This window comes from Pseudomonas sp. NPDC096950 (genome assembly GCF_044762525.1).
In the GTDB taxonomy this organism is placed as follows: Bacteria; Pseudomonadota; Gammaproteobacteria; order Pseudomonadales; family Pseudomonadaceae; genus Aquipseudomonas.
The window spans coordinates 188,174-205,150 of record NZ_JBIWEL010000008.1 but is presented as its reverse complement, the minus strand read 5'-3'; the positions used below and the strand labels follow the sequence as shown (position 1 = coordinate 205,150).

Sequence of the window (16,977 nt, the reverse complement as noted above, 5' to 3'; positions counted from 1 at the left end):
TGTACTCGATCAAATTGTGGGAGCGGGCTTGCTCGCGAAGGCGGCCTTATAGCCGACCTGTCTCTTGCAGATGTACTCGATCAAATTGTGGGAGCGGGCTTGCTCGCGAAGGCGGCCTTATAGCCGACCTGTCTCTTGCAGATGTACTCGATCAAATTGTGGGAGCGAGCCTGCTCGCGAAGGCGGCTTTCGAGTCGATCTATTGTTGGATGGTGTACATATCCATTCCTGCGGAACGGCCGCCTAGGGTTTCGCTCTTACAGCGAGTCACTTTCGAAAAGCGCGAAAGTAACCAAAGCGCTTTTGCCCCTTTCGCTCGGTGCCTCGCTGTGGCTCGGCATGCCCTCGCTCCGGTCCTGCTCCGTGGGCCCGCCGCCATCGGCCATCCATGGCCGGGGGCGGCTAACCCGGCATCCATGCCGGGTTGCCCACTGCGCAGAACCTCCACTCGGCCTCTCGAGGGGGCGTGCACCGCAACAGCACCGCGAGGCGGCCTGATAGCCGACCTGGCTAGAGCGCGCGCGTTCTCCTGATCCATTTTCAGCGTGTACGCGGTCCCTGTGGGAGCGAGGCTTGCCCGCGAAGGCGGCCTGATAGCCGACCTGTCTCTTGCAGATGTATACCGATCAAATTGTGGGAGCGAGCCTGCTCGCGAAGGCGGTTTGGTAGCCGACCTGTCTCTTGCAGATGTACACCGATCAAATTGTGGGAGCGGGCTTGCTCGCGAAGGCGGCCTTATAGCCGACCTGTCTCTTGCAGATGTACTCGATCAAATTGTGGGAGCGAGCCTGCTCGCGAAGGCGGCTTTCGAGTCGATCTATTGTTGGATGGTGTACATATCCATTTCTGCGGTAACGGCCGCCTAGGGTTTCGCTCTTACAGCGAGTCACTTTCGAAAAGCGCGAAAGTAACCAAAGCGCTTTTGCCCCTTTCGTTCGGTGCCTCGCCCAGGCTCGGCATGCCCTCGCTCCGGTCCTGCTCCGTGGGCCCGCCGCCATCGGCCATCCATGGCCGGGGGCGGCTAACCCGGCATCCATGCCGGGTTGCCCACTGCGCAGAACCTCCACTCGGCCTCTCGAGGGGGCGTGCACCGCAACAGCGCCGCGAGGCGGCCTGATAGCCGACCTGATTGTTTGGGGTGTGTTTTCCTGTCGGAACCGGTTTGCTGGTGAGATTGGAAGTTGTAGGAACGGTCTGAAATTTCGTGTCGGGGTTCTAAGTCGTAAAGGCTTCTGCCTATAGTTTCGCAGTCGCCGACACTCGGTGATCGACTTTAGCCGGTCGTATCAGATGATGCACAAGCGCCCGTATAATCGCGGCGCTTTTTGCTGCCTGGCATGTATGTCTATGGTGGCTGTGCGTGGGACACCTTCGGGTGTGCCGGGTCATCTGTCCGGTCGGCTAACCCGCGCACAGCTACCACCCCAAATCGTTTAGCCGCGAAAGGGTGGGAGTTTCACCTATCAGATGAGATTCAAGCCATGTCCAAGTACCACCCGCTCCAAGGCAATTTCAGCGTCGGCCCTACCCTGTACATCGACACCGAAGCCAAAGTTTCCGATCTTCTGGAAACCGCCACCCACCGAATCAGAGCCGCCCGCAATCTGCTCAACAGTGTCACTTGCCTGTGTGTCAAAGACGCCGAAGGTCACGACATGGAGCATTTCGCCAATGCTGCGCATATGTTGATTCAGGATGGGTGTGACGCCTTGGATGCGTTGGGCTGGAAGCTGGAAAAAGCAGTACTCTGAAAACCAGAAAGCCGCGAGATGATCGCGGCTTTTTTGTTTCTGCTGAAAGCTGCTGATCATTTTCGCGGCATCACGAAAATGATCAGAACTACTTAATAGCTAGTCTCCGGCAAGCTCGCAATGATCGACCGATAGCTATTCATCCGTTGCTGCTGCACACGCCCATCTTCCAACGCCTTGAGCAACGCACAACCCGGCTCACGATCATGTTTGCAGTCGCGAAAGCGGCAAGTACCGATCAAATCATTGAATTCGATGAAGCCAGCTTCAACGTCGGCACGGCTGACGTGGCCCAGGCCGAATTCGCGGATGCCCGGGGAGTCGATCAGTTCGCCGCCGCCGGGGAAGTGGAACAGTCGCGCGGTGGTCGTGGTGTGGGTGCCTTGGCCGGACAGTTCGGACAGCGGGCCGACGCGGGTTTCGACTTCCGGCAGCAGGCTGTTGACCAGCGACGACTTACCGACGCCGGACTGGCCGACGAAGACGCTGATGCGCCCGTCCAGTTGTTCCTGCAGTTGCTCCATGCCGTTGCCGTGGTGGGCCGACACTTCGAGCACTGGGTAACCCAGCGTGCGGTAGACCGCGAGCAGGGCATTCAGGGCCGGGGCGTTCTGCTCGTCGATCAGGTCGAACTTGTTGAGCAGCAGCAGCGGACGAATCCCGGCGTGTTCCGCAGCGACCAGGTAACGGTCGATCAGGTTGGCGTGGGGCTCGGGCAGCGGGGCGAAGACGATGACGATCATGTCGACGTTGGCAGCCACTGGCTTCAACTGGCCACGGCTGTCCGGGCGGCAGAGTTCGGTTTTGCGCGGCAGTTGCGCCACGATCACACCGATGCCCTGGTTGCCGGCACGCCAGACGACCTGATCGCCGGTCACCAGCGCTGGCAGGTTGGCGCGCAAGTGGCAGCGGAACACCTGGCCGGCCAAATCGCCATCGAGGGCTTCGACTTCGACCTGCACACCGAAGTGGGCGATTACCAGGCCGGTCTGTTCCGGACCCAGGTCGCCGCCTTCAAGTGCCTCGACAGCCGAGGACTCGCGTTTGGCGGCGCGGGCAGCGCGTTCGCCCTGAATCTTTTCGATGCGCCAGTTTTGACGACGATTGAGTTGGCGTTTGGCCATGGGTGTTCCGTATCAAGAATGCAGCGATTAGGTAAAACGGCCGCGAGTTTAGCACGCCCGGCCACTTGCCTAGGCTAAACTGCGCAGCATTGCCTAGGAGCCGACACATGCAAAACCCGCAGAATCTGATCTGGATCGACCTGGAAATGACCGGTCTGAACCCTGATACCGACGTCATCATCGAGATGGCGACCATTGTCACCGACAGTGATCTGAACACTTTGGCCGAAGGCCCGGTGATCGCGATCCACCACAGCGACGCGATTCTCGCCGGCATGGACGAGTGGAACACCCGTCAGCACGGCGGTTCTGGCCTGACCCAACGGGTCCGCGACAGCCGCATCAGCATGGCCGAGGCCGAAGCCGAGACCATCGCCTTCCTGGAAAAATGGGTGCCGAAGGGCAAGTCGCCGATCTGTGGCAACAGCATCTGCCAGGACCGTCGCTTCCTTTATACGCACATGAAATCCCTGGAAAGCTACTTCCACTACCGCAACCTCGACGTGTCGACGCTCAAAGAGCTGGCCGCACGCTGGGCACCGGACGTGCGTGACAGCTTCAAAAAGGGCAGCACGCACTTGGCGCTGGACGATATCCGCGAATCGATTGCCGAGTTGCAGCACTACCGCAAGCATTTCATCAAGTTCTGATCTGGCACCCGGGCCCCTGTAGGAACTGTCGAGTGCAACGAGGCTGCGATCTTTTGATCTTGAAAAATCAACGTCAAACGATCGCAGCCTCGTGTCACTCGACAGCTCCTACAAGGGTGCGCGTAACGGCTGCCCCCTTTTGGGGCTTCAGCGAAGTGAGTAGACTGCGCGCCTTCCTGCCAGGACCGCCGCCATGTTGCTGATGCTCTACCTGATCGCCATTACCGCCGAAGCCATGACCGGAGCCTTGTCTGCCGGCCGTCGCGGCATGGACTGGTTTGGCGTGGTGCTGATCGCCTGCGTCACGGCCCTGGGCGGCGGTTCGGTGCGCGACGTGCTGCTCGGCCACTACCCGCTGACGTGGGTCAAACACCCGGAATACCTGGTGCTGACCTCGGTCGCGGCGATGTTCACGGTGTTCACCGCCCGCTGGATGCGTCACTTGCGCTCGCTGTTCCTGGTGCTCGACGCTGTGGGCCTGGTGGCGTTCACACTGATCGGCTGCATGACCGCCCTGGAAATGGGCCATGGCATGTTGGTGGCGTCGGTCAGCGGCGTAATCACCGGGGTGTTCGGCGGCATCTTGCGGGACATCTTCTGCAACGACATTCCGCTGATCTTCCGTCGCGAACTGTACGCCAGTGTCTCGTTCGCGGCGGCGTGGTGCTACATGCTCTGCATTTACCTGCAATTACCCGGTGAACAGGCGATTTTGATCACCTTGTTTGGCGGGTTTTTGCTGCGGCTGCTGGCGATCCGGTTTCATTGGGAAATGCCGAAGTTCGTCTACAACGACGAAGCCTGATTTACACATCACCCCTGTAGCAGCTGCCGGAGGCTGCGTTCGGCTGCGAAGCAGTCGTAGATGTTCGGGGACGCCGCGAGTCCTGCGGCCTCGAACGCAGCCTTCTGCAGCTGGCTACATGAGGCCGTGTTGTTTCAGGGCCCATTCGACATGCTCACGCACCAACTCCGACGGATACTCGCGCCGCGCTTTCAACGCTTCCAGCACCGGAATGCTCGACGGCGCGTTACCCAGCCCCACCGCCAGATTCCGCAACCAACGCTCATAACCCGCCCGTCGTAACGGCGAACCTTCGGTGCTGCTGAGAAACTTGTCCTCGTCCCACATGAACAGCTCGGCCAATTCAGCATTGTCCAGATTGTGCCGTGGCTTGAAGTCGCTTTCCCCGGACGGACGGGCAAAGCGGTTCCACGGGCAGACGATCTGGCAATCGTCACAGCCGAACACTCGATTGCCGATCAATGGCCGCAAGTCTTCGGGGATCGCGCTTTTCAGTTCGATGGTCAGGTAGGAAATGCAGCGCCGGGCGTCCAGCACATAAGGGCCAACGAAGGCATTGGTCGGACAAATGTCGAGACAGGCAGTGCAGCGACCGCAATGTTCGGTGGAGTGGGGCGGGTCTTCCGGTAGTGGCAGATCGACAAACAGCTCGCTGAGGAAGAAATAACTGCCGGCTTTGCGGTTCAAGACCAGGGTGTTTTTGCCTATCCAGCCAAGACCGGCCTTCTCGGCGATGGCTTTTTCCAGCACCGGGGCGCTGTCGACAAACGCACGGAAACCGAAGGGGCCGATCTCGGCCTGAATTTTATCTGCCAGTTGTTGCACACGTTTACGGATCAATTTGTGGTAATCGCGGCCCAAGGCATAACGGGATACGTAGGCTTTTTCCGGTTGGGCCAGTAATTGCGCCATTTGCGTGTCGCCGGGCAGGTAGTCCATGCGCAGGGACACTACACGCAAAGTGCCGGGCACCAGCTCTTCCGGGTGCGAGCGTTTGCTGCCGTGGGCGCCCATGTAATCCATTTCGCCGTGGTAGCCGGCGGCGAGCCAGCGCTCCAGGTGCTGCTCATGCTCGGCGAGGTCCAGGCCGCTGATGCCGACTTGCTGGAAGCCCAGCTCGCGGCCCCAGTCCTTGATGGATTGGGCGAGGGCGGGCAGGTCTGTGGTAATAGCGGGCATGAGACGAGAGAAACCGGAGCTGAGGTGCGTATAATTCTGCCAGACATCGGAGCCCGAAGACGCATGCCGCACACTAAAGATGATTTACCCGACGCGCTGTATAGCGCCGCGCAAGTGCGAGGGCTCGATGCGAGCCTGATTGCGGCCGGCACGCGGGGCTTCGAATTGATGCAGCGCGCGGCGCGGGCGACCTGGCGTGCGTTGGTCCGGCAATGGCCGACAGCCAACGAACTGACGGTGCTGGCGGGGCACGGCAATAACGCTGGCGACGGTTATCTGGTGGCGGTGCTGGCCCGGCGTGCGGGTTGGCATGTGCGTGTGTTGGCCGCCGGCGATCCCCAGCGTTTGCAGGGTGACGCTGCATCGGCCTACGCCGAAGCCGTGTTCGAAGGCGTCGCGGTTCAAGCCTGGAGCGCCCATTCCGAGTTGCGCGGTATCGTGCTCGATGCCTTGCTCGGCACCGGTTTGACGGGCGAAGTGCGTGAGCCTTATGCCAGTGTCATTGCGGCGATCAATGGCAGTGGCCTGCCGGTGGCGGCGGTGGATATTCCTTCGGGGCTGTGCGCCGATACCGGTCGTCTGTTGGGTGTGGCGGTTCGGGCGGACCTGACCGTGACCTTCATTGGTTTGAAGCTGGGTCTGTTCATTGGCGAAGCGGCGGACGTGGTGGGCGAGTTGGTCTTCAATGATCTGCAAGCCGATCCCGAGGCGTTCAGCGGGGCCGTTATCAGCGCTTGTCGCCTGACGGCCGGTAACCTGCCGCGACTGGCGGCTCGGCCTCCCACTTCACATAAAGGTACATTCGGCCACGTCCTGCTGATTGGTGGTGATCGTGGTTTCGGTGGTGCAATCCTGCTGAGTACGCAAAGCGCGCTGCGCAGCGGTGCGGGCATGGTGTCCGTGGCCACGCGCAGCGAACATGTGTCCGCCGCGTTGGCGAGAATCCCCGAAGCCATGGTGCTCGGCACTTCGTCGGCCAATCAACTGATGGGGTTGCTGGAAAAGGTTTCGGTGTTGGTGGTCGGTCCGGGCCTCGGTCAAGCAGCCTGGGGACGCAGTTTATTGTCGGCTGCGGCCAACGCACCGCTGCCGCAAGTCTGGGATGCCGACGCATTGAATATGTTGGCCGCAGGTCAGGTGAAGCTGCCCGCCGATTGCATCATCACCCCGCATCCCGGCGAAGCGGCGCGCTTGCTGGGGATCAGCACCACCGAAGTGCAAGCTGATCGTCCCGCCGCTGCCCATGCATTGAGCAAAAAATATACAGTCGTAGTGATTCTGAAAGGCGCTGGCAGCCTGATCGCCAGCCCTGATGGACGTCTCTCGGTGTGTCATCAGGGCCATCCAGCGATGGCCACTGCCGGTCTGGGCGATGTGCTGTCCGGTCTGGTCGGTGCCTTACTCGCCCAAGGCATGCAAGCGTTTGACGCGGCGTGCCTGGCGGTCTGGCTACACGCCAATGCCGGCGCGCAACAAGGTAAATCGGGCCGTGGGCTGGCGGCCAGTGATCTGATTCCAGCCATTCGTCAGTTGTTGGAGGAGCAAGCACCGTGTCTGAAGTAACCCTGTACCTGGCTGATGAAGAGGCGATGACCGCATTCGGTGCTCGCATAGCGCAAACCACCCAAGGGCACGGTCTGATTTTTCTCGAAGGCGATCTGGGGGCAGGTAAAACCACGCTGTCCCGGGGCATTATCCGGGGCCTGGGGCATGTGGGTGCGGTAAAAAGTCCGACCTTCACCTTGGTCGAGCCCTACGAGATCGGTGACATCCGTGCCTTCCATTTCGACCTGTACCGACTGGTCGATCCGGAAGAGCTGGAGTACCTCGGCATCCGCGATTACTTCGACGACGATGCGATGTGTTTGATCGAATGGCCCCAGAAGGGTGCAGGCTTTTTGCCAAAGCCCGACCTGACCATTACCATTAGCCCGCAAGACAGCGGGCGTTCGCTGAAAATTTTGTCCCAGGGCTCGCGTGGCGAGTCGTGGTGTGCCGCTTTGGCATTGGAATCCAATTAAATGATGGGGTCAGGTATGCGCTTTCGCGCGATGGTAGCTGCCGTAGGGTTGTTGTTTTTGGCGGTGACCGTCGACGCTGTGGCCGAATCGAAGGTCAACAGCGTTCGCCTGTGGCGAGCTCCGGATAACACACGGCTGGTGTTCGACCTTACGGGGCCGGTGCAACACAGCGTTTTCACCCTGACTTCCCCGGATCGGCTGGTCATCGACATCAATGGCGCAACCCTCGGCGCGCCGCTGAACGTCAACACGTCCAATACGCCGATTACCGCCATGCGTTCGGCCCAGCGCACGCCGACCGACCTGCGGGTGGTCATCGACCTGAAAAAAGCCGTCACGCCGAAAAGCTTCAGCCTGGCGCCGAACGCCCAGTACGGTAATCGCCTGGTGGTCGACCTGTTCGATAGCGCCGAAGCTGCCGCGCCAATTCCGCCACCGCCAACCAACGTCGCGACCGTGGCCCCGGTGCCCGTCACTCCAATCGATCCTCCGGTGAAGCTGCCGCCTGCCCCGGCCGGCAAGCGCGACATCGTTGTGGTGATCGATGCCGGCCACGGTGGCGAAGACCCGGGAGCCTCGGGGTCTCGCGGTCAGCATGAGAAAGACGTGGTGCTGGCTATCGCCCGCGAATTGCAACGCCAGGTCAACGGCATGAAAGGCTTCCGCGCCGAACTGACCCGCACCGGCGACTACTTCATCCCGCTGCGTGGCCGTACCGAAATCGCCCGTAAGAAGGGCGCCGACCTGTTCGTCTCGATCCACGCCGACGCCGCGCCGTCTGCGGCTGCTTTCGGTGCCTCGGTGTTTGCCTTGTCTGATCGCGGCGCTACGTCGGAAACCGCCCGTTGGTTGGCCGACAGCGAAAACCGTTCCGACTTGATCGGTGGGGCCGGCAGCGTCAGCCTCGACGACAAGGACCGCATGCTGGCCGGCGTGCTGCTCGACCTGTCGATGACCGCTTCCCTGACGTCGAGCCTGAACGTTGGCCAGAAAGTCTTGAGCAACATCAGCCGCGTCACGCCGTTGCACAAACAACGAGTGGAGCAGGCCGGGTTCATGGTGCTGAAATCCCCGGATATTCCGTCGATCCTGGTGGAAACCGGCTTCATCTCCAATGCCAACGAAGCCTCGAAACTGTCGGCGGCGAGCCACCAGCAGGCACTTGCGCGTTCGATCAGCGCCGGTGTTCGCCAGTTCTTCCAGCAGAACCCGCCACCAGGCACCTACATTGCCTGGCTGCGTGATTCCGGCAAGATTGCCCAGGGCCCTCGTGACCATCGCGTGAGCCCCGGCGAGACGCTGGCAATGATTGCCGTGCGTTACCAGGTGTCCCCGGCGACCCTGCGCAGCGCCAACAATCTGAAAAGCGACGAGCTGAAAATCGGTCAGACCCTGACCATTCCCGGCACTGAACTGGCGGCCAAAGAATGAACCAGGCGCTGACCAACACTGCTCGCATCGAGCTGCTCAGCCCACGACTGGCGAACCAGATTGCCGCCGGTGAGGTCGTCGAGCGCCCGGCCTCGGTGATCAAGGAGTTGCTGGAAAACAGCCTCGACTCCGGCGCCCGGCGCATTGACGTCGATGTGGAGCAGGGCGGCGTCAAGCTGCTGCGGGTGCGTGACGACGGCAGCGGCATTTCTGCCGATGACCTGCCGCTGGCCCTGGCGCGACACGCCACCAGCAAGATTCGTAACCTCGAAGACCTCGAACAGGTCATGAGCCTCGGGTTTCGCGGTGAAGCCCTGGCATCGATCAGTTCCGTGGCGCGCCTGACGCTGACGTCCCGCACCAAGGACGCCGATCAGGCCTGGCAAGTCGAAACCGAAGGCCGGGACATGGCGCCCCGCGTGCAGCCGGCGGCCCACCCGGTGGGTACTTCGGTGGAAGTGCGCGACCTGTTTTTCAACACTCCGGCCCGGCGCAAGTTTCTCAAGACTGAAAAAACCGAATTCGATCACCTGCAAGAAGTGATCAAACGCCTGGCCCTGGCGCGATTCGACGTGGCGTTCCATTTGCGCCACAACGGCAAGACCATCCTCAGTCTGCACGAGGCCCACGACGATGCGGCCCGCGCCCGGCGTGTGGCGGCGATCTGCGGCTCGGGGTTCCTGGAGCAGGCGCTGCCGATCGAAATCGAACGTAATGGCCTGCATTTGTGGGGTTGGGTCGGGTTGCCGACGTTCAACCGCAGCCAGGCCGACTTGCAGTATTTCTTTGTGAATGGCCGTGCCGTGCGCGACAAACTGGTGGCCCACGCGGTGCGCCAGGCCTATCGAGACGTGCTGTTCAACGGCCGGCACCCAACGTTCGTGCTGTTTTTCGAGGTCGATCCGGCGGGCGTTGACGTCAACGTGCACCCGACCAAGCACGAAGTGCGTTTCCGCGACGGGCGCATGGTTCACGATTTCCTCTACGGCACCTTGCACCGCGCCTTGGGCGATGTGCGGCCGGAAGATCACTTGGCTGCGCCGGTGGCGACGGCCATTGTTCGACCTACCGGCATTGATGCTGGCGAATTCGGCCCGCAAGGCGAAATGCGCCTGGCCGCCAACGCGTTGCTGGAACAGCCTCAAGGGCAGCCGACCTTTAATACGACGGCGGGCTCGGGCGCAGGCGCCGGTTATCAGTATCAATACACGCCGAAGCCTCAGTCCGGCGTGCCGGTGGCGGAAGCTCAAGCGGCGTACCGCGAGTTTTTCGCGCCGTTGCCTGAAGCCAATGCAGTCGCGCTGCCGGCCGGGCAGGACGATATTCCGCCGTTGGGTTATGCGCTGGCGCAGCTCAAGGGCATTTATATCCTTTCGGAAAACGCCCAGGGCCTGGTGCTGGTGGACATGCACGCCGCCCACGAGCGGATCATGTACGAACGCCTGAAAGTCGCCATGGCCAGCGAAGGCCTGAGCGGCCAGCCGTTGCTGGTGCCGGAATCCCTGGCCGTGAGTCAGCGTGAAGCCGATTGCGCCGAAGAGAATGTCGCGTGGTTCCAGCGCCTGGGCTTTGAATTGCAACGCCTGGGCCCGGAAACCCTGGCGATCCGGCAAATTCCGGCGCTGCTCAAGCAGGCGGAAGCCAACCGCTTGGTCAGCGATGTACTGGCGGACCTGATGGAATACGGCACCAGCGACCGGATTCAGGCACACCTCAACGAACTGCTCGGCACCATGGCCTGCCACGGCGCGATCCGGGCCAATCGGCGCCTGGCGCTCCCGGAAATGAACGGCTTGCTGCGGGACATGGAAAACACCGAACGCAGCGGTCAATGCAACCATGGCCGACCGACCTGGACCCAATTGGGCCTGGACGATCTGGACAAACTGTTCTTGCGCGGTCGTTGATGAGCCAGCTCCCTCCAGCGATTTTCCTGATGGGTCCGACCGCTGCGGGCAAGACTGACCTGGCCATCGAATTGACCAAAGTCCTGCCATGCGAGCTGATCAGTGTCGATTCGGCGCTGGTCTATCGTGGCATGGACATCGGCACCGCCAAGCCATCGAAAGAGATTCTGGCCGAATTTCCGCACCGTTTGATCGATATTCTCGACCCCGCCGAGAGCTATTCGGCGGCGGATTTTCGTCGAGATGCCCTTGAGGCGATGGCCGAGATCACTTCCCGTGGAAAAATCCCGCTGCTTGTAGGCGGCACGATGCTCTACTACAAGGCTTTGGTCGAAGGACTGGCGGAAATGCCGGCGGCCGATCCCGAGGTTCGCGCGCAGATTGAAGAAGAGGCTGAACGCCTTGGCTGGCAAGCTCTGCACGACCAATTGGCGGTGATTGATCCGGTGTCGGCAGCGCGAATTCACCCGAACGATCCGCAACGTCTGAGTCGTGCGCTGGAAGTTTACCGTGTGAGCGGTCAGAGCATGACCGAGCTGCGGCTCAGACAATCTGCGCAAAGTACTGAAGCAGCCGCTTCGGGACTGCAACAATTGCCCTATACTGTCGCGAACTTGGCCATTGCACCGGCAAATCGCCAGGTACTGCATGAGCGCATTAAACAAAGATTCACAAATATGTTGGAACAGGGATTCATCGACGAGGTCGTAGCCCTGCGTAAGAGAAGCGACCTGCATTCCGGGTTGCCATCCATACGCGCTGTAGGGTACCGACAAGTCTGGGATTACCTGGATGGCAAGCTGACGCAAGCCGAGATGCAGGAGCGTGGAATCATAGCCACGCGCCAATTGGCAAAGCGCCAGTTCACCTGGCTGCGCAGTTGGGCTGATTTACACTGGCTGGACAGCCTCGATTGCGACAATCTGCCGCGCGCCTTGAAATACCTCGGGACCATCTCCATATTGAGCTGAGTCCTTGCAATTGCCGTCTATCCTTGGGGGTGTGACGGCCCAAGCCATCTGTTTACCTATTTTTTATATTGAATCCTTAAAGGAGTGCGGCACATGTCAAAAGGGCATTCGCTACAAGACCCTTACTTGAATACTTTACGTAAAGAGAAAGTTGGGGTGTCCATCTACCTGGTCAACGGGATCAAACTGCAAGGCACGATCGAGTCTTTCGACCAGTTCGTCATCCTGCTGAAAAACACCGTTAGCCAGATGGTTTACAAACACGCTATCTCTACAGTGGTGCCGGTTCGTCCAATTCGTCTGCCTAGCGCAACCGAATCCGAAGCGGGTGACGCTGAGCCAGGTAACGCCTGATAGGAGTCTCCTTTGTTCTTTGAGCGCCACGGTGGTGGTGAGCGAGTGATCCTCGTTCACTTGGATGGACAGGACCCTGAGGCGCGCGAAGATCCGCAGGAGTTTCAGGAATTGGCTAATTCGGCCGGCGCCGAGACCGTTGCGTTTTTTAACGTGCCGCGTCATCGGCCAACCGCCAAATTCCTGATTGGCAGCGGCAAGGTCGAGGAGCTGCGCGACCTGGTCCATGCCGAAAAGGCCGATCTGGTCATCTTCAATCACATCCTCACGCCCAGTCAGGAACGTAACCTCGAACGTGTTTTCGAGTGTCGCGTGATCGACCGCACCGGTCTGATTCTCGATATTTTCGCCCAGCGCGCCCGTACCCATGAAGGCAAGCTCCAGGTCGAACTGGCCCAGCTTGACCACATGAGCACCCGGCTGGTTCGTGGCTGGACCCACCTTGAGCGTCAGGGTGGCGGTATCGGCATGCGTGGCCCGGGTGAAACCCAGTTGGAAACCGACCGTCGTTTGCTGCGGGTTCGCCTGCGCCAGATCAAGGGCCGGCTGGAAAAAGTGCGCAGTCAGCGCGAACAGTCGCGGCGCGGCCGTTCGCGTGCGGATATTCCTACCGTGTCCCTGGTGGGGTATACCAACGCCGGCAAATCCACGCTCTTCAATAACGTGACGAAATCCGACGTGTACGCGGCTGACCAGTTGTTTGCCACGCTGGACCCGACCTTGCGCCGTCTGGAACTGGACGACCTGGGGCCGATTGTCCTGGCCGACACGGTGGGTTTCATTCGCCACTTGCCCCACAAACTGGTCGAGGCATTTCGGTCTACGCTCGAAGAGTCGAGCAACTCGGACCTGCTTCTGCACGTGATCGATGCGGCCGAACCGGATCGCATGTTGCAGATCGAGCAAGTGATGGTGGTGCTGGGCGAGATCGGAGCCCAGGACTTGCCGATCCTCGAGGTCTATAACAAACTCGATTTGCTTGAAGGCGTTGAGCCACAAATCCAGCGCGACGAAAACGGCAAGCCCCAACGGGTCTGGCTGTCGGCGCGTGATGGCAGTGGTCTGGAATTGCTGGAGCAAGCCATTGCCGAGTTGTTGGGCAGTGATTTGTTTGTAGGCACCTTGCGCTTGCCGCAACGTTTTGCTCGACTGCGTGCGCAGTTTTTCGAACTCGGTGCGGTACAGAAAGAAGAACACGACGAAGAAGGCACCAGCCTGCTGGCCGTTCGCTTGCCCCGAGTCGAGTTGAATCGACTGGTGAGCCGCGAGGGTCTGCAACCGACTGACTTCATCGAGCAACACACTTTGCAATAAAAGCCTGAGAAAGCGGTTGTGCCGCGGTGACAGGCATTCTGTAGCATTGGTCGGCGCGCCGTGGGTGCGTCTTTGCTTTATCAGATGGAGAGCGCTATGGCTTGGAATGAGCCGGGTGGCAACTCGAATAATCAGGATCCTTGGGGTGGCAAGCGCCGCAATAACGGCGACCGCAAGGGACCACCGGATCTCGACGAGGCCTTCCGAAAGCTGCAGGAAAGCCTGAACGGGTTGTTCGGTGGTGGTAAGAAACGCGGTGATGACGGCGGTGGTTCGGGCAAGAGTGGCGGCTTCGGCGGCCTGCTCGGCATCGGACTCGTCGTGCTCGCTGCCGTGTGGTTGTACAGCGCGGTCTACGTGGTCGACGAGCAGGAGCAGGCCGTGGTGCTGCGCTTCGGCAAGTACTACGAAACGGTCGGCCCCGGCCTGAACATCTACTTCCCGCCGATCGACAAGAAGTACATGGAAAACGTCACGCGTGAGCGTGCCTATACCAAGCAGGGCCAGATGCTGACCGAAGACGAGAACATCGTCGAAGTGCCGCTGACCGTGCAGTACAAGATCAGCAACCTGCAGGATTTCGTGCTGAACGTCGATCAGCCGGAAATCAGCCTGCAACACGCGACCGACAGCGCCTTGCGCCATGTGGTGGGTTCCACCGCCATGGACCAGGTCCTGACCGAAGGTCGTGAGTTGATGGCCAGCGAAATCAAGGAGCGTCTGCAACGCTTCCTCGATACCTATCGCACCGGTATCACTGTCACCCAGGTCAACGTTCAGAGCGCAGCTGCACCGCGTGAAGTCCAGGAAGCCTTCGATGACGTGATCCGCGCCCGTGAAGACGAGCAGCGTTCGCGCAACCAGGCTGAAACCTACGCCAACGGCGTCGTGCCGGAAGCCCGTGGTCAGGCCCAGCGCATCCTTGAAGATGCCAACGGCTACCGCGACGAAACGGTATCGCGCGCCAAGGGTGAGGCGGATCGCTTCACCAAACTGGTCGCCGAGTACCGCAAGGCCCCTGAAGTTACCCGTGAGCGTCTGTACCTGGACACCATGCAGGAAGTCTTCACCAACACCAGCAAGGTTCTCGTGACCGGCAACAAGAATGGCCAGAGCAATCTGCTGTACTTGCCGCTGGACAAGATGATCGACAGTGGCCGCAGCACCAGCGCACCGGTAACGGGCGCGGCAGCCAGCAGCAATGAAGCGAATGCGCGTGCCGCAGCTGATCTGCAGCAACAGCAAGCACGTACCAGGGAGAGTCGCTGATGAGCAATAAATCGCTGATCGCCCTTATTGTCGGCGTCGTCGTGGCCATCGCTGCCTGGAACTGCTTCTACATCGTGGCTCAGACCGAGCGTGCGGTATTGCTGCAGTTCGGTCGCGTGGTCCAGGCCGATGTTCAGCCGGGCCTGCATGTGAAAGTGCCTTACGTTAACCAGGTGCGCAAATTCGACGCACGCCTGATGACGCTGGATGCACCGACACAACGCTTCCTGACGCTGGAAAAGAAAGCCGTCATGGTGGATGCCTACGCCAAGTGGCGCGTGAAAGATGCCGAGCGCTTCTACACCGCAACCTCCGGCCTCAAGCAGATTGCCGACGAGCGTCTGTCCCGTCGTCTGGAATCGGGCCTGCGTGACCAGTTTGGTAAGCGCACCCTGCACGAAGTGGTTTCCGGTGAACGTGACGCGTTGATGGCGGACATCACCGCTTCGCTGAACAAGATGGCGGAAAAAGAGCTGGGCATCGAAGTGGTCGATGTTCGGGTCAAGGCCATCGACTTGCCGAAAGAAGTGAACCGTAGCGTGTTCGAACGTATGAGCACCGAGCGTGAGCGTGAAGCTCGCGAGCACCGAGCCAAGGGTAACGAGCTGGCCGAAGGCATCCGTGCCGACGCCGATCGTCAACGCCGCGTGTTGCTGGCCGAAGCCTATCGTGAATCCGAAGAGGTTCGCGGTGATGGTGATGCCCAGGCTGCTTCGATCTACTCCAAGGCCTACGGCCAGGACCAGGAGTTCTACGGTTTCTACCGTAGCCTGCGTGCCTACCGTGAAAGCTTCGCGAACAAAACCGACGTCATGGTCCTGGACCCAAGCAGCGACTTCTTCCGTTACCTGGAAAAAGCCAAGCCTTGATACAGCGTTGACCTGAATCATCCCCCGCCCGGCGGCTAAAACCTCGGGCGGGGTGATCCTTTGGGAAAACGTGTGTATGATGCGGCAGCCGGGAAATTCCCGGCTTTTTTGCGTCTGCACGTTTGATTGTGGTTTTTACGCAGGCGCCCGAGTTGAATGACTCGACAGGTTTTTCGAGGAAAGTGATTGGCGAAGCCGGTTTCAGGCTTTTCGCCACGTCGTTCATGCGCGTGCTTTGCGTATGGGCCGGACATTTTCTGCTTCACTCAAGGCTCGCCCAACGGCTGGCCGCCCGGATCATAGGGGAATGGCGTAATGGCAACGGTAGACCGCTGGCTGCTGCCAGATGGCATCGAAGAAGTACTGCCACCGGAGGCCGCGCGCCTTGTCGTCGTCGCGCAGCCCGATCCAGTTGGGCGCCGAGTTGTACGGCGATGCCAGTCCGAGCAGCGACGTAGAAGTCATCAGCCTGATGCTGGCCATGCTGCAACTGGCCGATGTGCCGGACGTGCACATGGATCTCGGCCATGTCGGTATCTACCGTGGCCTGGCCCGCGCCGCCGGTTTGTCCGGTGAAGTCGAGCAACAGTTGTTCGACGCATTGCAACGTAAGGCCATCGACGAGGTCATTACCTTGACCGAAGGCCTGCCTGCCGATCTGTCGGGCATGCTGCGTGCGTTGGTCGATCTGTGTGGCGGTCGTGAAGTGTTGAACGCTGCCCGTGAGCGTCTGGCGAATGCGCCGGCGCCGGTTCTGGCGGCGCTGGAAGATGTGTTGGCGATTGCCGATCGTCTGTCCGCGCGTTTCCCTGAATTACCGCTTTACTTCGATCTGGGCGAGCTGCGCGGCTACCACTACCACACCGGTGTGGTGTTCGCAGTGTTCGTTCCGGGTGTTGGCCAGTCCATTGCCCAGGGCGGTCGTTACGACGACATCGGCGCCGACTTCGGTCGCGCCCGCCCGGCAACCGGCTTCTCCACCGATTTGAAAACCCTGGTGACCCTGGGGCGTGCTGAGATCGAGTTACCGTCTGGCGGTATCTGGATGCCTGACAGTACGGATGCGGCACTCTGGCAGCAGGTTTGCCAGTTGCGCAGTGAGGGTCAGCGTGTCGTCCAGGCTTTGCCTGGGCAACCATTGGCCGCCGCCCGTGAAGCGGACTGCGACCGGCAATTGATTCAGCAGAACGGGCTTTGGCAAGTATTGCCGCTGGCTTCTTGAGTTTTCCTGCCGGCGGCTGCCGGCACCACGTTTGCGCGAATGAGGACAAGTGTTATGGGTAAGAATGTCGTAGTCCTGGGCACCCAATGGGGTGATGAGGGCAAAGGCAA

General features: G+C 60.4%; 14 protein-coding genes and 1 pseudogene. 13 read left to right on the top strand and 2 right to left on the bottom strand.

Annotated elements, in window-relative coordinates:
- The first annotated feature begins 1,481 nt into the window (after positions 1-1,481).
- Complete coding sequence (locus tag ACIQY3_RS15525) at positions 1,482-1,751, top strand: hypothetical protein (RefSeq protein WP_403020839.1); 270 nt, start codon at positions 1,482-1,484, stop codon at positions 1,749-1,751.
- A 92-nt stretch (positions 1,752-1,843) separates the two neighbouring features.
- Here ACIQY3_RS15525 and rsgA read toward each other — a convergent pair whose 3' ends face one another.
- Positions 1,844-2,875 carry a small ribosomal subunit biogenesis GTPase RsgA gene (rsgA, locus tag ACIQY3_RS15520; protein ID WP_123510832.1) on the bottom strand — a complete coding sequence of 344 codons (1,032 nt, stop codon included), beginning with the start codon at positions 2,873-2,875 and terminating at the stop codon, positions 1,844-1,846.
- 107 nt (positions 2,876-2,982) lie between these two features.
- Between rsgA and orn the strand changes: the two genes are divergently transcribed.
- Together orn and ACIQY3_RS15510 are read left to right on the top strand one after the other, a co-directional pair.
- Positions 2,983-3,525, top strand: a complete 543-nt coding sequence (gene orn / locus ACIQY3_RS15515) for an oligoribonuclease (protein WP_201189536.1) — start codon at positions 2,983-2,985, stop codon at positions 3,523-3,525.
- Positions 3,526-3,718: 193 nt separating this feature from the next.
- Positions 3,719-4,330 carry a trimeric intracellular cation channel family protein gene (locus tag ACIQY3_RS15510; protein ID WP_054053347.1) on the top strand — a complete coding sequence of 204 codons (612 nt, stop codon included), beginning with the start codon at positions 3,719-3,721 and terminating at the stop codon, positions 4,328-4,330.
- Between the two features lie 114 nt (positions 4,331-4,444).
- Here ACIQY3_RS15510 and queG read toward each other — a convergent pair whose 3' ends face one another.
- Positions 4,445-5,509 carry a tRNA epoxyqueuosine(34) reductase QueG gene (queG, locus tag ACIQY3_RS15505; RefSeq protein ID WP_403020833.1) on the bottom strand — a complete coding sequence of 355 codons (1,065 nt, stop codon included), beginning with the start codon at positions 5,507-5,509 and terminating at the stop codon, positions 4,445-4,447.
- Positions 5,510-5,572: 63 nt separating this feature from the next.
- Here queG and ACIQY3_RS15500 point away from each other — a divergent pair, with 63 nt between their 5' ends.
- The 10 genes and pseudogenes from ACIQY3_RS15500 to ACIQY3_RS15455 all read left to right on the top strand — a co-directional run.
- Positions 5,573-7,072, top strand: coding sequence for an NAD(P)H-hydrate dehydratase (locus tag ACIQY3_RS15500; protein ID WP_403020831.1), 1,500 nt, complete (start codon positions 5,573-5,575; stop codon positions 7,070-7,072).
- Entirely contained in the window at positions 7,060-7,530 is a 471-nt protein-coding gene (gene tsaE, locus ACIQY3_RS15495) for a tRNA (adenosine(37)-N6)-threonylcarbamoyltransferase complex ATPase subunit type 1 TsaE (RefSeq protein ID WP_213940951.1), read from the top strand. Before ACIQY3_RS15500 ends, tsaE begins: the two co-directional genes overlap by 13 nt.
- The gene (locus ACIQY3_RS15490; protein WP_403020827.1) at positions 7,531-8,961 is read left to right on the top strand and encodes an N-acetylmuramoyl-L-alanine amidase; all 1,431 of its coding nucleotides are present in this window, start codon (positions 7,531-7,533) and stop codon (positions 8,959-8,961) included.
- Positions 8,958-10,868 carry a DNA mismatch repair endonuclease MutL gene (gene mutL / locus ACIQY3_RS15485; RefSeq protein WP_403020825.1) on the top strand — a complete coding sequence of 637 codons (1,911 nt, stop codon included), beginning with the start codon at positions 8,958-8,960 and terminating at the stop codon, positions 10,866-10,868. Before ACIQY3_RS15490 ends, mutL begins: the two co-directional genes overlap by 4 nt.
- Positions 10,868-11,839: a tRNA (adenosine(37)-N6)-dimethylallyltransferase MiaA gene (miaA, locus tag ACIQY3_RS15480; protein WP_403020823.1), complete on the top strand. Its 972-nt coding sequence runs from the start codon at positions 10,868-10,870 to the stop codon at positions 11,837-11,839. The genes mutL and miaA overlap by 1 nt, the downstream gene beginning before the upstream one ends.
- 93 nt (positions 11,840-11,932) lie before the next feature.
- Positions 11,933-12,193: an RNA chaperone Hfq gene (gene hfq, locus ACIQY3_RS15475; RefSeq protein ID WP_007902656.1), complete on the top strand. Its 261-nt coding sequence runs from the start codon at positions 11,933-11,935 to the stop codon at positions 12,191-12,193.
- A 12-nt stretch (positions 12,194-12,205) separates the two neighbouring features.
- A complete protein-coding gene (gene hflX / locus ACIQY3_RS15470; RefSeq protein WP_403020819.1) occupies positions 12,206-13,507 on the top strand; it encodes a ribosome rescue GTPase HflX in 1,302 nt (433 codons plus the stop codon).
- 96 nt (positions 13,508-13,603) lie between these two features.
- Positions 13,604-14,776, top strand: a complete 1,173-nt coding sequence (gene hflK / locus ACIQY3_RS15465) for an FtsH protease activity modulator HflK (RefSeq protein WP_133839433.1) — start codon at positions 13,604-13,606, stop codon at positions 14,774-14,776.
- Positions 14,776-15,645 (top strand): protease modulator HflC, encoded by an 870-nt coding sequence (gene hflC, locus ACIQY3_RS15460; RefSeq protein ID WP_403020815.1) that lies wholly within the window; start codon positions 14,776-14,778, stop codon positions 15,643-15,645. The genes hflK and hflC overlap by 1 nt, the downstream gene beginning before the upstream one ends.
- A 367-nt stretch (positions 15,646-16,012) precedes the next feature.
- Positions 16,013-16,867, top strand: a pseudogene (locus ACIQY3_RS15455) (ATP phosphoribosyltransferase regulatory subunit); the annotation flags it as partial.
- Between the last annotated feature and the right edge of the window lie 110 nt (positions 16,868-16,977).

Coding starts and splice junctions, on each gene's coding strand:
- ACIQY3_RS15525 (WP_403020839.1), top strand. CDS start 1,482: ATGTCCAAGTACCACCCGCTCCAAGGCAATTTCAGCGTCGGCCCTACC.
- rsgA (WP_123510832.1), bottom strand. CDS start 2,875: ATGGCCAAACGCCAACTCAATCGTCGTCAAAACTGGCGCATCGAAAAG.
- orn (WP_201189536.1), top strand. CDS start 2,983: ATGCAAAACCCGCAGAATCTGATCTGGATCGACCTGGAAATGACCGGT.
- ACIQY3_RS15510 (WP_054053347.1), top strand. CDS start 3,719: ATGTTGCTGATGCTCTACCTGATCGCCATTACCGCCGAAGCCATGACC.
- queG (WP_403020833.1), bottom strand. CDS start 5,509: ATGCCCGCTATTACCACAGACCTGCCCGCCCTCGCCCAATCCATCAAG.
- ACIQY3_RS15500 (WP_403020831.1), top strand. CDS start 5,573: ATGCCGCACACTAAAGATGATTTACCCGACGCGCTGTATAGCGCCGCG.
- ACIQY3_RS15490 (WP_403020827.1), top strand. CDS start 7,531: ATGATGGGGTCAGGTATGCGCTTTCGCGCGATGGTAGCTGCCGTAGGG.
- mutL (WP_403020825.1), top strand. CDS start 8,958: ATGAACCAGGCGCTGACCAACACTGCTCGCATCGAGCTGCTCAGCCCA.
- miaA (WP_403020823.1), top strand. CDS start 10,868: ATGAGCCAGCTCCCTCCAGCGATTTTCCTGATGGGTCCGACCGCTGCG.
- hfq (WP_007902656.1), top strand. CDS start 11,933: ATGTCAAAAGGGCATTCGCTACAAGACCCTTACTTGAATACTTTACGT.
- hflK (WP_133839433.1), top strand. CDS start 13,604: ATGGCTTGGAATGAGCCGGGTGGCAACTCGAATAATCAGGATCCTTGG.
- hflC (WP_403020815.1), top strand. CDS start 14,776: ATGAGCAATAAATCGCTGATCGCCCTTATTGTCGGCGTCGTCGTGGCC.